Annotated in this window: 14 protein-coding genes and 1 pseudogene; 3 read left to right on the top strand and 12 right to left on the bottom strand. The window is 66.3% G+C overall.

The features are described 5' to 3' along the window. Window positions 1-44 precede the first annotated feature (44 nt). Window positions 45-1,133, top strand: a pseudogene (locus tag EZE58_RS14515) (IS630 family transposase); the annotation flags it as partial. A 39-nt stretch (window positions 1,134-1,172) separates the two neighbouring features. Then, window positions 1,173-2,975: a response regulator transcription factor gene (locus EZE58_RS17750; protein WP_346773191.1), complete on the top strand. Its 1,803-nt coding sequence runs from the start codon at window positions 1,173-1,175 to the stop codon at window positions 2,973-2,975. A gap of 175 nt (window positions 2,976-3,150) precedes the next feature. On the opposite strand, the gene EZE58_RS14505 is transcribed toward EZE58_RS17750, so the two are convergent. From EZE58_RS14505 to EZE58_RS14455, 11 genes are all read right to left on the bottom strand, one after another. Beyond that, a complete protein-coding gene (locus EZE58_RS14505) occupies window positions 3,151-4,038 on the bottom strand; it encodes an LPXTG cell wall anchor domain-containing protein (RefSeq protein WP_167560811.1) in 888 nt (295 codons plus the stop codon). Beyond that, window positions 4,035-4,730: a SipW-dependent-type signal peptide-containing protein gene (locus EZE58_RS14500; protein ID WP_009375121.1), complete on the bottom strand. Its 696-nt coding sequence runs from the start codon at window positions 4,728-4,730 to the stop codon at window positions 4,035-4,037. Before EZE58_RS14500 ends, EZE58_RS14505 begins: the two co-directional genes overlap by 4 nt. Beyond that, window positions 4,727-5,332 carry an alternate-type signal peptide domain-containing protein gene (locus tag EZE58_RS14495; RefSeq protein ID WP_131248473.1) on the bottom strand — a complete coding sequence of 202 codons (606 nt, stop codon included), beginning with the start codon at window positions 5,330-5,332 and terminating at the stop codon, window positions 4,727-4,729. Before EZE58_RS14495 ends, EZE58_RS14500 begins: the two co-directional genes overlap by 4 nt. Further along, complete coding sequence (locus tag EZE58_RS14490) at window positions 5,329-5,982, bottom strand: signal peptidase I (protein ID WP_167560809.1); 654 nt, start codon at window positions 5,980-5,982, stop codon at window positions 5,329-5,331. The genes EZE58_RS14495 and EZE58_RS14490 overlap by 4 nt, the downstream gene beginning before the upstream one ends. A gap of 46 nt (window positions 5,983-6,028) precedes the next feature. Next, window positions 6,029-6,631, bottom strand: a complete 603-nt coding sequence (locus tag EZE58_RS14485) for an alternate-type signal peptide domain-containing protein (RefSeq protein WP_167560807.1) — start codon at window positions 6,629-6,631, stop codon at window positions 6,029-6,031. 28 nt (window positions 6,632-6,659) lie between these two features. Then, the gene (locus EZE58_RS14480) at window positions 6,660-8,801 is read right to left on the bottom strand and encodes a vWA domain-containing protein (protein ID WP_167560805.1); all 2,142 of its coding nucleotides are present in this window, start codon (window positions 8,799-8,801) and stop codon (window positions 6,660-6,662) included. Between the two features lie 427 nt (window positions 8,802-9,228). Further along, complete coding sequence (locus tag EZE58_RS14475; protein ID WP_063250964.1) at window positions 9,229-10,539, bottom strand: carboxylesterase family protein; 1,311 nt, start codon at window positions 10,537-10,539, stop codon at window positions 9,229-9,231. Between the two features lie 10 nt (window positions 10,540-10,549). After that, window positions 10,550-11,059 carry a phosphoribosyltransferase gene (locus tag EZE58_RS14470; protein WP_167560804.1) on the bottom strand — a complete coding sequence of 170 codons (510 nt, stop codon included), beginning with the start codon at window positions 11,057-11,059 and terminating at the stop codon, window positions 10,550-10,552. A gap of 313 nt (window positions 11,060-11,372) precedes the next feature. Continuing rightward, entirely contained in the window at window positions 11,373-11,843 is a 471-nt protein-coding gene (locus tag EZE58_RS14465; RefSeq protein WP_095375778.1) for a DUF2087 domain-containing protein, read from the bottom strand. A gap of 207 nt (window positions 11,844-12,050) precedes the next feature. Continuing rightward, window positions 12,051-12,359: a YchJ family metal-binding protein gene (locus EZE58_RS14460; protein WP_308443562.1), complete on the bottom strand. Its 309-nt coding sequence runs from the start codon at window positions 12,357-12,359 to the stop codon at window positions 12,051-12,053. An 89-nt stretch (window positions 12,360-12,448) separates the two neighbouring features. Then, window positions 12,449-12,988: a hypothetical protein gene (locus EZE58_RS14455; RefSeq protein ID WP_167560800.1), complete on the bottom strand. Its 540-nt coding sequence runs from the start codon at window positions 12,986-12,988 to the stop codon at window positions 12,449-12,451. A 14-nt stretch (window positions 12,989-13,002) separates the two neighbouring features. Here EZE58_RS14455 and EZE58_RS14450 point away from each other — a divergent pair, with 14 nt between their 5' ends. Continuing rightward, window positions 13,003-13,581 carry an HhH-GPD-type base excision DNA repair protein gene (locus EZE58_RS14450; protein ID WP_167560798.1) on the top strand — a complete coding sequence of 193 codons (579 nt, stop codon included), beginning with the start codon at window positions 13,003-13,005 and terminating at the stop codon, window positions 13,579-13,581. Window positions 13,582-13,653: 72 nt separating this feature from the next. On the opposite strand, the gene EZE58_RS14445 is transcribed toward EZE58_RS14450, so the two are convergent. After that, on the bottom strand, window positions 13,654-14,491 hold an 838-nt coding region (locus EZE58_RS14445), incomplete at its 5' end, for an HNH endonuclease signature motif containing protein (protein WP_167560796.1).

The following is a 14,491-nucleotide window of genomic DNA, read 5'->3' as shown; positions in this document are numbered from 1 at the left end:
TGTCCTGCGCCTTAAATTCGGTCTGTAAGTTGTAGGATTGGAGTATGGCGCGAACTGGACGACCCAAGGCCGAACTGATCCTGACGGATGAGGAGCGGGAGCAGCTTGAGCGCTGGACTCGGCGTCGTAAGTCGTCTCAGGCGCTCGCGTTGCGCTCGCGGATCGTGTTGGCGTGTGGGGATGGCATGTCGAACAAGGACGTGGCCGCGTTGGTGGGTTGCTCGGATCCCACGGTGACGAAGTGGCGCTCTCGGTTCGTGGAGGCCCGTCTGGACGGTCTCGTTGATGATCCTCGCCCGGGGCGCCCGGCGACGATCACTGCGGAGCAGGTCGAGGATGTCGTGGTCGCGACGCTGGAGTCGACGCCCGCGAACGCGACGCATTGGTCGCGGGCGAAGATGGCCGAGCGCACCGGACTGTCGAAGTCCACGATCGGACGGGTATGGAAGGCGTTCGGTTTGAGACCTCACCAGGCGGACGGATTCAAGCTCTCTAACGACCCGCTGTTCGTGGAGAAGGTCTACGACATCGTCGGCCTCTACCTCGACCCGCCCGAATCCGCCGTCGTTCTTTCGGTGGATGAAAAATCTCAAGTGCAGGCGCTGTCGCGGTCACAGCCCGCGTTCCCGATGATGCCGGGCATGCCCGAAAAGCGCACGCACGACTACTTCCGACACGGCACGACGAGCCTGTTCGCGGCGATGAATGTCGCTGACGGCACGGTGATCGCGTCCACCCATCGCCGACACCGTGCGGTGGAGTTCAAGAAGTTTCTGCAGAAAATCGATCAGAACGTGCCCGAGCATCTGGATGTGCATGTTGTCTGCGACAACTACGGCACACACAAGCACCCGGCCGTGACAGCGTGGGTCGAAAAGCACCCCCGGTTCCACATGCACTTCACGCCGACGTACTCATCGTGGATCAATCAAGTCGAGCGGCTCTTCGCCGAAGTCACCCGCGAACTCCTCCAACGCTCAGATCACCGCAGCGTGCAAGCACTGGAGAAAGACCTCCGCGGCTGGATCAAAGCATGGAACGAGAACCCGAAACCCTTCATCTGGACCAAGACCGCCGACGAGATTCTCACCTCCATCGGACGACTTCTACAACGAATCAACGGCGCGGGACACTACCGGGCCCTGGCACCGAGCGCGCAGGGGTTCCGGAGGATGTGGTATTCGCTCAGCGGGGCCGCCGAATGGAGTCCGGAACTCGCCGAGGCGGTCCGGGAGTTCATCGACGACGCCGTGGTCAGACGCAGCTATGCGACGATCAACGATGTGCTCCGGCGCAGCCTCGACTTGGCGACCGGCAGCGACCGGGATGCGCTCCTCATCCGGCTCGGCCTCATCAATATGGAGAACAAGACCGTGTACTCGCTCTTCGACCTCGCCCCCGAGTTCGAAGCCCTGCCGGAGACACCGGTGAGGGAGTGCATCATGCTCACGATCATGGCCTACCGCAAGGACCAGGAGTTCCCCCGGGCGCGGTTGGCGAAGTTCCTCGCGCTCGAGCACACGGATGCCGATGTGCGCACCCTGCAGGCCTATGCCGGCTTCCTCTCCGTCGTCGAGGTCATCCGCAGTCAGGACTACGACCACCTGCCGGCTGTCGTCGCCGAGGCCAAGGCGATCATCGCCCGCGGACCGGAGACACCGGAGGAGGTGAGCGATCCCGCTCTCGCGTGGATGGTCGCCCCCGGACCGGTCCTCGTGCTCCTGGACACCCTGACGATGCTCCAGTCCGTCGTCGTCTCCGATGCCGTCACCGTCTCCGGCATGCTCGATGACCTTGTGCCGCAGGTCCTCGCCCTCCCGCCGTCGCCGCACAAGGTGGATGCGCTCACGCCGCTCGCGATCGTGGCGATGATGATCGGTGAGATCAACCGGTCCCGTTCGCTGGCGGCGACCGCCGTCGACCTCCTCGAGCAGGTGGGACGCACATGGGGAGAGGGCACGGTCCGGCTGATCCACGCGCACACGACCTCGCTGCTCGGATCGCTCGATGAGGCGGCCGAGCTCGTCGAACTCGCCACGGAGTCGAGCGGAAGCACGATCGACGTCGAGACGAGGCTGCCGCTGAGCGGACTGCAGGCGTGGGTGAACGCGGTCCGCGGGGTGCCCGACTTCATCGACCTCGACGCGCAGACGGACCGGCAGACGAGTCTGGCTTGGCAGCCGTACGCCGCTGACATGATCGTCAACGCCGAGTGCGAGCGGGCGCGGGCCGCCGGCGATCCGCAGGGCGTCATCGACGCCTCGGCCCCGCACAGGGTGCGCTCGCTCGTCGGCACCCAGCGGGGGTTCCTCAACTATCGGACTCATGCGCTCATCGACCTCGAACGCCTCGGCGAGGCTGCCGAGCTCATCGGCACCCTCATCGACAAGCGGGGCCGGGGGTGGCAGCCGTACTGGGGATCACTCGAATGGGCGCAAGCCAGGTTGCTCTCCGGGTTCCTCGGCACCGCCGGGGCCGGGAGCGAGGAGGCGCGGGCACGTGTCGAGCGGGCGGGCCTCTCCCCCGATCGGATCGGCGCGGAGGAAGTGGCCCGACTCTTCGACGAGGCGGTCGGGGACGACCGTTTCCCACTCCCCCACGCGCTCACCCTCCGTGACTACGGAACGTTCCTCATCGCCGAGGGCCAGCGGGCGCGGGCGCGGACGATGCTCGAGCGATCCCTGGCGACGGTGCGGCGGATCGGCGCGGCGGCCTATCTGCCGAGCATCCGCGACGTCCTCGGCTCGGTGTCGCAGGCGGAGCGGGATCTCCTCTCCTCGCTCACCGCGCGCGAGCGGGAGATCAGTCGTCTCCTCGCACAGGGGCGGAGCAATCAGGAGATCGCCGCCGAGCTCTTCGTCGCCCCTGCCACGGTCCGCTATCACGTCTCGAACGTGCTCCGGAAACTCGAGCTGAGCAGACGCAGCCAGGTCGCCGCCGTGTTCCACGAATCGGGCATCGCCGTCGGGGACTGACCAGGCGCCGCGCGGGGCAGGCGGTATGCGGGAGGCTGGACCGGGTGACGTGGTCGCGACGGGTGCCTGAGTCGCTACGGATGCCTCAGTCGCGGCCGGGTGCCTCAGTCGCGGCCGGGTGCCTCAGTCGCGACGGCGGACGGTGCGCACGGGTGCCGCAGTCGCGGCAGGTGTTTCAGTCGCGACGGCGGACGGTGCGCACGAGTGCCGCACCGACGCCGGCGAGGATCGCACCGACGACGGCGAGCCACCACATCGCACCACCGGTGCGCGGCAGGTTGCCCCCGCCGTCACCGACCACGGCAGAGCCGTTCGCGAACGACTCTCCGTTCGCTTCGGCATCGACGTCAGCGCTCGCTCCTGCGGCGGCAGAGCTCGAACCGGATGCGCCGTCGGTATCCGCTGACGCGTCGGAGGAGGCAGCATCGGCTGTCGAGTCAGAGCCCGCCGTCGCATCCGACTCCGCAGTCGCGTCCGAATCAGCCGTCGCACTCGAGTCCGTGCTCGAATCATCCACCGCGTTCGACCCGGCGTTCGAGTCGGGGCTGTCGTCCGCCTCGGCGTCATCACCGCCGAGTTCGAGGAGCACATCGAAGCTTCCCTGCCGGAGACCCACATTCGACCTGTTGCCCGATGTCGCCTCGACCGGGAAGTCGTAGCCGATGGTCACCGGAGTCGTCGCACCCTTGGCCAGCGGGATCTCCATGACCTGCGTCGTACCGGCGGAATCGAGCTCCCTGATCGAGGAGGAGCCCCGGTTCCAGGTGATGCGGAGGTCGTCGTAGAACTCATCGGCGATCGGAGTCTCGAGGAGGTCGACGTTGACGATGCTCACCCGCAGAGTGCCGCCGGTAGGGCCGTCGTTGCGGACCGTGAGAGTGCGCGACGTGGAGTCACCGGGGACGGTGACGGGGAACCCGACGAAGCTCTCGGTCGTCGTGTCGCTGTAGGCACTGCCGTCCCAGGACATCTGGATGGCTCTGCTGCTGTCTGCCGCGAGGGCCGGAGCCCCGGGGATCAGGACGGCGAGGAGGGCGACGAGAAGGGTGCGGACGAGTCTCACCGGCCGACACCTCCCGGACGGAAGGTCTCGTACTTGAAGACGATGTCCCGGTTCGGCTCCTGCTTCGGGTCGAGCCCGAGGCGAATCTTCGCGTTCCACGAGTCCTTTGCCTCGACCTTCGTCCCGGCGGGATCCTCTGCGGTGACGGTCGCAGTGTTCTCGTACTGGCCGACCTCGCCGTTGTTCTTCAGCTTCGCGCTCACGCACCAGTACTCGATCGTCGGATCGGTGGTCTCGGAGTACTCAGCGCTCACCGGGGTCGACCGGAGGTCCTGCGCTGTGGTCGGGGTGTTCGCGACCGTGCACTCGCTCGGTGCTCTCACCCGGAAGACGCTGACATCGGAGGCACCGAAGATGCCTCCGGACCAATCCGGTGGGGTGAGTTCGTACCGCAGGCCCTTGTTGCCCTGGCTGAGCGAGTCCGTCTGCAGCGCAACAGCGACCTCGCCGTCCTTGAGCAGCGTCTCGGCTTCGGCGGCGCCGAGGCTGACGGAGGCCTTCTTGTCCTTTGCCGCCTGCGTGTCATCGACTCGACCCGCGGCGAAGTACTCGTAGCCGCTGGAGATCTCACCGGTCCCGGAGGCGTTGTCGCTCCACAGGGCGAGTGTGCCGCCGCCGATGCCGAGGAGGATGCCGAGCACTGCCGCGAGACTGAGGATGAGGGTGTTCTTGAGTGAGATGTTCGACTTCACGGGCGCACTCCCGGCTCCCGCACCTGGTCGAGGGTGAAGGTGAAGCGGCCGAGGTCGGCCACCTGGACGGGACTCTCGGCCCCGACGCGGTCGCTCATATCGGCGAAGTCGAGGGTGACGGCCACGGAGAAGTCATCGGTGCGTCCGTCGTTGCCGGTCACCAGACGGTTCTCGTCGAGGACGAGATCCGAGCCGACGGGGGTGGGCTCGCCGAGGCGGGTGCCCGTCGAGTCGAGAACTGTGTAGTCCGCGGTGACACCCTCGGGCAGCTCAGCGGGTTCGGCCCAGTCGACGGCGATCCGGGCGGACATGTTGTCGCCTTCGATGCGCGTGGTGAAGTCCTGGGTCATCTCCACGGTGTCGCCTTGGCGGACGAGAAAGGTCTCCGGGTCGATCGTCCGGCCGGAGTTCGCGACATCGCTCGACGTCTCCGTCCACGTGGTCTCCCCCGCAGTGACGTCGAGGTCGCCGGCGATGATCGCTGCCGGCGCCGTGTTGCCTGCGGTCTTCCACAGGGCCATGGTGCCGCCGCCGGCGGCCGTGCCCGCGATGAGGACTGCGGTGGCCAGGAGCGGCAGGCGCCAGCTGGTCCTCGTCGTCATGATCTCGCCTCCGTCTCGGATGCCTCGGTACTGTGTGTCTCAGCGCTGCTGCCCGCGGATCCCACGGCAGCGCTGCTCATCGCGGGCGCCGCATCATCGCCTGCCGCGGATGCCTGGGAAGCCGTCGTCTTCCGGCGCCGGTCCACGGCCGCGGAGACGAACGCAAAAGCGGCGTAGGCGATGAGAAGAACGCCGATGCCGGCCACCAGCAGTCCCGTGTTGCCCCCGACGGCCTGCTGGACGTAGCCGAGTTTGGGGATCGAGTAGAGGACCTTGCCCATCACCTGGGCTTCGACGATGGGGGCGTCGTCGCTGCCGTTGGCGTCCCCGCGGGTGACGAAGGTCCGGCCCTCGTCGGTGTCGGTGACGGCGACGATTCGGTGGGTGATGAGCATCGGGTCGCCTGACCGGGGTTGGAAGGTCACCGGATCGCCGATGCGGTACTGCTCCTGCGGCACCGAGACGACGATGTCGCCGGGTTCGTACGTCGGCTCCATCGACCCGGTGAGCACGGTCAGGGCCGCACCGTTCATCACCTTGGGCACGACGCCCACGGCGACGACGAGGCCGAGGAGACCGAGGAGGAGGATGGCGAACACCCCGGACCGCAGTCCGCGTGCGAATCCTGAAGTCCGGGAGTGCCGCGCCATTCTCATCAACCTCGTGTCTCAGCCGCCTCGGCGGTGTTCAGTCTGCTCAGCGGTCCTGCTGGAGCTGGATGTTCGAGCCGGCCAGAGCAGCCTGCTGCTGGACGAGCTCGCGGTTCGGGGTGTCCTTGGCGAATTCGGCGGTGACGACGACGTTGAAGTCGGCGGTGCCGTCGACGACCGTGCCCGCTGCCACCTGGGTGCCCCCGGGAGCGGTGTTGTCGGACGAGACGAGGGAGACCTCGACACCGGCGTTGTCACCGGTCGCGATCTCCTTGCCCGCGGCGTCCTGAACGCTGTACTTGAGGCTCAGACCCTCGGCGAGAGCGCCTTCGAGCTGGCCGCCGCCGGCGAGCTTGAGCTTCGCGACCATGTTGTCGCCTTCGAGTCCGACGTCGACGCCGTACGTGCCCTGGACGGTGTCGCCCGGGATGATCTTGAAGGTCTTGAGGTCGATGTCGTGCGGGTTGTCGGGGCGGTCGGCCGAGATGTCCTGCCAAGCGGAGCCGGTGACGGCGACGTCGAGGTTACCTGCGGTGATCTGGCCGCCGTCGGCCTCGGCGCTGTCGGTCCAGAGGGCGAAGGTTCCGCCGCCGAGGAGCAGGGCTGCTCCAGCTGCTCCGGCGACGATTCCGAGGGTCTGCTTCTTCACGATTCTCTCCTGTTGTCGTGTATCGGTTCTACTTCACTGCGCCAGAGGCGGAGCAGGTCATGGATTCGCCTGGATTCAGGCGGGTCTTCGGGCACTTCACCGAGGAAGTGGGAAGTCTGTCGTCGACGACGGTGATGCCGTCGAGGGGGGTCTTGCCTGTGTTCGTCACGAGGTAGGTCCAGGTCACGGTCGTGCCGTCTGGGACCGAGTCACCGGCGGGGATCTCCTTCGCCCCGTCGAGTCCCGCTGCGGTCGGGGTGTCCCACGCCTTCTTCTCGATCGAGATGCCGGGTACGAGCGTCTGCTTGTTCGTCACTGTGCATTTGACCGTGTCGCCGGCGGTGACGTCGAAGCCGATGCTGTCCGCGGTCACGGAGATCTTCTTCCCGTTGATGCGGCATTCGGCGCCGTCGAGCTTCCACCCCTCAGCGGTCTGCTTGTCGCTGAGGAGCTCCTCGATGGTCACCTTCGAGGCGCTTGCGGGCTTCGGGGTGGAGAACTTCACCTGGTAGTCGACCGTCGACGTGTCCCCGGTCGTCTGCTGCCGGGCCGGGGCGAGGGTTCCCGGCGCCGAGGCGGTGGCTGAGAAGGTCCATCCCGCACCGCCGGGGCTCGGGCTTGCGGCTCCGTAGGCGAGGGTCTTCTTATCGATCTCGATGTCGGCACGGCACGTCGCTCCCTTGGCCATGCTCGCCATGAGGTCGGCGAGCTCCTCCCACCCGGCTTGGAAGTAGTCGGCGTCGTTGATCGACTCGCCGGTGGTGTACTTCGTGCCGCCGGAGATCGCTGCGAGGTTGGCTCCGCCGCTCGAGACTCCCTCACCGACGCCGACGGCCATGACACGGCTGCCCTTGGCCTTGACGGCGTTGGCGGAGAAGACTGCTGATTCGATCTCGTCGAAACTGGTGGTCGAGCCGTTGGAGTCGGCGTTGCTCGTGTTGTTGATCGAGTAGGTCGGCATGCCGTCGGTGACGACCACGACGAGGTCGTAGGGGTCTGCGGTGTTGGCGACCTCCCACATCGCGCTGTCCCAGTTCGTGCCGCCGCCTGTGGCGTAGGCGTCGATGCGGGACTTGATCGTCTCGGCGTTGCTGCCTGGGTCGATCGACATCGACGGCCAGTTGCGGCCGTCGTCGGTGTTGCTGCGCGGCGAGTCATTGGAGAAGGTGTAGAGGGCCATCGACGAGCTCGTGCCCTTGAGCGCGTCGACCATACCCTTCGACGCGTCCTTGAGGGTGCCCAGGGCGCCGGAGTTCGACACGGAACCTGAGAGGTCGAGGACGAGGGCGACACGGAGGCCGGCCGAGCATGAGACCTGCAGGGCGGGGTTGCGGCGGGTGTTCTGCCAGGTGCCCGTCGAATTCGTCGTGATGTTGCGGCGGCCGGTGTTCATGAACTGGTCACCCGAGCGGTATGTCTGTCCATTGCGCAGCTCTGTTCCGGTGCGGAAGGCGTAGCGTTCGCTCGAGTGGTTCGATGAGGTGCCGACGATGAGGCGGTCGTTGGCGCTCCACCCTTCGGGAGCGGATTCCTGGACGACCCAGAATCGCTTGTCGCGGTTGGCCTGGTTCTCCCACCCACAGAAGACGAGGAGCGAGCAGACCCATTTCCGGTTGGTCTGGGGAACGGTGAACGAGCAGTCGCCGTCGCGGTCGGAGGTGCATGACGCCCAGGTCTCGCTGAGCGGGCTGCCGATGCTTCCTGAGCGGTCAGAGTAGAGGCGCAGCTTCACGCCCTGGAGTCCGTTGACGGTGGTCTCGCTGGTCCGGTCACCGCCGACCTTGACGGTGATGACGGCGTTGTCGCCGGAGGCGCTGGGAACCGATTGAGGCGCGACGGACTTCGGGGATGTGGCGCGTCTGCCGCTCTCCGGAGAGTCCTTCCCCTCTGACGCGTCGCTCTTCGCGGGAGTCTCGCTCTTCGCCGGAGCATCGTCCTTCGCCGGGGTCTCGCCGTCGGTCGGCGCGCTGTCCTTGTTCGACGGGACATCGCCGGTCGCAGGCGGCTCTGCCTGGGCGAGGTTCTGTGCCGAGGTGGGGGCCTCAGCGGGGATGGGGGCCTCGGAGGGGGATGTCGCCTGTGCTGCGGGGACGATGGAGAATACGGTGATCAGGACGGCGGCGATGGTGATCCCGGCCCGGGTGAGCCGGTTCTTCTGCGGGTTTCTCAACGATCTCCTCGAACAGCATGAAGCAACGGTTCGAGTCTAGGAATCTGCGGACGTTTCGACCCTGGCCGAATGGATGGGTTCGGCGTTGGGAAAGTGTTGGGTTCGGCGTTGGGTGCGGCGTTGGGTACGGTCCCCGGGGACCGGTTGTCTCATGCCCGCATTCAATGCCGGTGTCCGCCCAACTGCGACTGAGTGAGAAGGGCACCCTTTCGCGAGACGATCAGCTCAGCGTCTGTGGTCGGGCAAGCCGTCTTTCCACGTGCGACACCTCAGAGTACACGGCGCTCAGAGTGAAGTCGCCACGATCACGCGCTCTCTTCTGTTCGGCTCAACACTTCAGCTGTGTCGTCCTGACGCTGCCACTCCCCCGAGGATGTCGACAAACGATCCCTCATCGTCCGGGGACCTCAACTTGTGCGTCTGTCATTCACCCGAGGATGTCGATGAGTCCTGGAACCGCGATCCTCGGAAGGGATCCCGAGGTCGCGAAACGGCCCCAGATCCTCCGCAGCTCAGGGCCGGCCACCTCGGCGGCGACACCGTAGTTGAGGAAGCTCGAGTCCCAGACCGGACCGGGGAAGAGCAGCGGCAGGTCTCCGGAGTGGGCGGCGTCGAAGAAGCTGCCGTCGCCGCGGGAGACGATGAGAAGGCGGGCACCCTGACCGCCGGCCATCCGGTGGCGGTCGTAGAATTCCTTGGCCGCTCGGGTGTAGACCGCCGAGGTGATGCCCGAGATGAGGGATTCGAGCATCGGCGAGGTGAGCCTGCGGTCGTGGAGGCGGTGGAAGGCGGGAACGAAGCCGGCGAAGAATGCGATCTCGCGTTCGGTGCGGGTCATGAGCACGTCGTACTTCGGCGCCTCCCGCGCCCATGCCGCTGCCGCCTCGGAGCGGGACGGCAGGGGGTAGTCGCCGTAGTGGACGCCGAAGCACATGCCGGCGTGGAGTCCTCCGACGAGAGCGGCCTTGTGCACCTCGTCCTGAGCGGCGAGGATCTCGGAGACGGTCGCGCCGTCGGGGATGCGGGCTGCGACCTTCGCCATGGCCCAGTTCATCGAGTCGGTGCCGCCGGAGAGCCCCAAGGGGGCGGAGGCCATGATCACGCGCGAGAACAGGCCGTCGGTCGCCTCGGCGATCATGAGATGGGCGCACGCGTCGGCACCGGCACTCTGACCGGCGAGGGTGACGTTGTCTGGGTCGCCTCCGAAGGCGGCGATGTTGCGCTGCACCCACCGAAGCGCGGAGATCTGGTCGAGCAGTCCGAGATTGGAGTGCTCGGGTCTGCCCTGGCCCAGGTAGCCGAGCACGCCGAGGCGGTAGGTGACGGAGACGACGATGATGTGCTGTTCGTCGACGAGGGTGTGCGGGTCGTAGATCTCGGCGTCGCCTGCCCCGGTGACGTACGCCCCGCCGTGGATCCATACGAGCACGGGCAGTCTTGGACCGTCTCCGGTCAGCGGCGTGTCGATCGGCATCGTCACACTCAGCCGCAGGCAGTCTTCGCTGGTGCTCAGTCCGCCGATCTGATCGAAGCTGATGTCGGCGTTGGGATCGACCCGGTGCTGGGGGCTCGCGGGACCTGGCCTCGTGGCGTCGATGACGTCGACGGCGGGTTCGTCGACGGGGTGGGCGAACCGTTCGGCCCGCGCATAGCGGATGCCGCGGGCGCGGACGACGGTGCCGTCGACCGTCGCACGTACCCGTCCGCAGGGAGCGGGGATGTCGAAGGGTGCGCTCATCCTCGGCGGGTCAGTGCGAGGGCTGAACCGGGGGTTCGGCAGACCAGGGGAAGACGATCCACTGGTCGGTGCGCTTCCAGACGAAGTCCGGGTCGACGATGGAGGCGGACTTCGCGTAGATGACCGCGGACTGGGCCTCGGCGCCGTTCTTCTTGAGAAGTTCGAGGACGAGGGCGAGCGTGCGACCCGAGTCGGCGACGTCGTCGACGACGAGGAGCTTCTTGCCTTTGATCGCGTCGATGTCGAGCATCGGGGCAAGCAGGATCGGGTCGGGCAGAGTCTCTTCGACGTCGGTGTAGAACTCGACGTTGATGGCGTCGGAGAGCTTCAGCCCCAGGGCATAGGCCAGTGCACCGGCGGGAAGGAGTCCGCCGCGGGCGATCGCGATGACGATCTCGGGATCGTAGTCGGAGTCGGCGATGGTCTGGGCGAGCTCCCTGGCCGACTGTCCGAAGGTGTCCCAGGTGAGGATCTCCTTGTCGGTGAGGTCGGACGAATCGGCGTGGTAGGCCTGGCTCATGGGATCTCCTTCTAAGGTCAGCGGCTCGCGGTCCAGCGGGGGATCGATCCGTCGAAGTTCGGTCCCGCGGGGTTCGTCCCGTCGGGATTCTGTCCGACGGGCTCCGTCCCTCGGGGATCGATCCATCGGGATTCGGGCCGTCGGGATTCCAAGGATACGCGTCCAAGCGGCCGGACTGCCATCCGAATCGGCGGCACCGTTTCACCGGATCGACTCAGACAGTGCAGGAGGGAACCCGTCCCTCACCAGGGACGCAGGACGGCGGTTCAGCCGCGCCATCCGAGCCCACTGGTGCCCCAGCTGTGCCCGCGCATCAGCGAACGGAGTCCTCCAGTACTCCTGCCTCCTCGATCATGAACCCGCGCCTCTCCGGCAGCTCCGCGGCAATCCAGTACTCCCCGGTGTGGGCGTTGCGTTCGAGGTACCGGTAGTCGATGAGTTCGCGTCGGAGGCGGGCGAAGTCCGGGTGGAACCGACCCAGGTGCGCATTGAGTTCCTTCTCCGTATAGACCCGGTCCGCGTCGAGGCTCGCGCGGATGTCGAGGAGGAGGACGACGAGGGCACGGCGCTTGGTGGGAATGGCGGTGAACGCACCGTCCTTGACGAAGGTCGCGCGGACCTTGTTCTTGTAGCGCTCGAGGGCGGCTTGGGCTTCGAGGTCCGGCGCTTCCGTCTGCCTCACGAGGTTCTCGGTGAGCAGTGCCGCGCGAGCGGACGTGTAGTTCTCCCCCGTCTCGGCCATGCGGGCGCGGATGAGGCTCTTGAAGTCGCTGTTCTTGGTCATCGTGGTCGATCCTTGCTCGACCGAGCTTCGCCCCAGCTCGATGCCCGGTCAGGAATTCACCACTGACAGGACGATCCGAGGATTCGCTCCCCTTCGCCGAATGGTCTGCAGGCTGGGGTGTCAGACCGCGGCTGGGCGTCGGATGCGCCACTGGGTCCGAGTATAGCGGCTGCACCGGAGCTTGGAGCGCGACGCTTGGAGCGCCGTTCACCCGTCGGCGGGTCCGACGTAAAGCCAACGGCCTGCGCGACGGGCAAACGACGAGTTCTCCTCGAGCACGTGTTCGCCGAGGCTGTCTCGATAGTGGGCACGGAAGTGGACCGTTCCCGTGCCGTCGTCTTCGCCGCCGGCGGTCGTGCCGAGAACCTCGAGTCGGGTCCATGTCACCAGGTCGTCGACTCCGAGATCGGTCGGTCGCGTGCGAGGGTGCCACGTGCGGAACAGGTGGTCGGCATTCTTCAGGCTGAAGGCGGTGAAGCGCGAACGCATGAGCGCCTCGGCGGTGGTGGGCCACACTTGACCGTCAAGGGCGGGCCGGCAGCAGTCTTCGAAGCTGGCTCCTGGGGGCATTCCCGAACACGGGCAGATCATCAACGCGTCTCGCGTCAACTGTCCGAACCGGGGTCGACATAGAAGTCTTTGGGCTCGAGCTGGATCCACTCAGTGAACTGCCCGGTGCCGTTGCGCTTCTCCACGTGGATGGTCTCGTCGTCGCCGAGCACCTCGGCGATCCGGCTGTAGGCATTATCGGCATCCTCGCGAGTCTCATAGTGGACGACGATTTCTCGCGGCATGAGCTCTGTGCCGTCCTCAGTCATCTCGACCATGCCCTTCTGAGCGAAGTCCTCGTCCTCTCGCACCTCGAGCCTGAGCCTGTAGACCCCTGTGCTGACACGGTTGTCGTTCTGTTTGCTTTCGAAGTACTCGACCGCTTCACTCATGTCACGCCGCCCTCTCTCGCGTCGGTTGCGAGTCCACCTTATGCCTCTTCGGCCGGAAGTGGCAGGGTCCTCTTCGCAGGGAAAGTCGAGGTTGCCTTCCCAGGGAAAGTCGAGGCTGATCGAATCGCGATCTGCCAGACCCGCAGTCACGGCCGCCGGCTGCACACGTTGCGAATCGGACGATGGCAGGTCGCCACCGGACATGCGAGTATGGGGAGATGGCTACCGTCTTTCTCTCAGGTGATCAGAAGTCCGACGAACTCCTCGCCGATGACCCCTTCGCCCTGCTCACCGGAATGCTCCTTGACCAGCAGGTGCCGATGGAGGTCGCCTTCGCAGGTCCGGCGAAGCTCGCCGACCGACTCGGCAAGCTCGATGTGCATGAGATCGCTGAGGTGAACCCGGATGAGTTCCTCGAGAAGTTCGCCGAGAAGCCGGCTGTGCATCGGTTCCCAAAGTCGATGGCGGCGCGAGTGCAGAAGCTCGCCGAGGCGATCGTCGACGATTACGACGGCGATACCTCAGCGATCTGGACGAGCGGGGATCCGACGGGTGCCGAGGTGCTCAAGCGGCTGAAGAAGCTCCCGGGATTCGGGGAGCAGAAGGCGAAGATCTTCCTCGCTCTCCTCGGCAAGCAGTTCGGTCTGCAGGCGTCGGGGTGGCGTGAGGCCGCTGGTGACTACGGCACCGAGGGCAGTCGCCGCTCGATCGCTGATGTTGTCGACGAGGACACCCTCCAGGAGGTCCGGGCGTTCAAGAAGCAGGCCAAGGCCGCAGCGAAAGCAGCGAAGAAATAGTTCGACACTGACCGGCACTCCCCTGGGGACCGGGCTGTGCCCAGAATCGACTGCAGGCAGGGCTGTGCCCTCTCACCCAGCCGCGTCCGGCCAGTCATTACCGCGGGCCTCGTCCCCGTCAGACCTGTTGCGCTCATCCACGGACTCCGCCGCGAGACCGTCGGAGTTCTCCATGCTGGGCCCGGATTCGTCAGGGTGGTCGTCGAAGAGGGACGCGATGATCTCCTCGGCCAGGAACCGCGGATGCAACAGTGGTCGTCGGGCAGGATCCACCGACGCCGGTGGTCTCCACGCCGGACGCCCATCCAGAAGCATGAGCATCTCCCAGTCGCAGCGATCCAACAGGTGATGGTGGGCACTGCAGGCCAGAGCCAGATTGTTGATCGTCGTCTTCCCACCCCTGGCCCAGGGCACCACATGATTGGCCTCACACCACCCCGGGGGCGCATCACACCCGGGGAACGTACACCCCTTGTCACGGGCGGTGATGACCGCGACCTGTTTCTTGTTCGCGAACCGTTTCTCCGTCATCACCTGCATCGTGTGCGCGGTCTCACTCATGAGGTGGAAGAACACGTCCCCGTTGAGCCCGTTGGTTACGAGTTCGTGGATCGGGATCGGGGTCTCGACCCCGGTCGTGCCCTCCCCAGTCCGATGAGCGAGGTCCTCAGCGGTCGCGGTCACCACGAGAGCGTAGGGGGATCCGGTGCCGGCCTGGTCCATGCTGATCCGAGAGATCAGGGTGGCGAAGCGTTCATAGATCCACGCCCGCGCCGAAGGCCGCTGCCCGGTGAGGTCGACCGGGGTGCCGTCCTCACGCACCCCGACCCCGACCGGGAAACCGGAAGCCACGCCGCCTGTGGTGTTGGTCGGATCGGTGATTCCGGCCGAAGTGGCAGAACCCGTGCCG

The organism is Brevibacterium sp. LS14 (genome assembly GCF_012027885.1).
Taxonomy (GTDB): Bacteria; Actinomycetota; Actinomycetes; order Actinomycetales; family Brevibacteriaceae; genus Brevibacterium; species Brevibacterium casei.
Note: the sequence above shows the minus strand (reverse complement) of the source record. Positions and strands in the feature narration are given on the sequence as shown.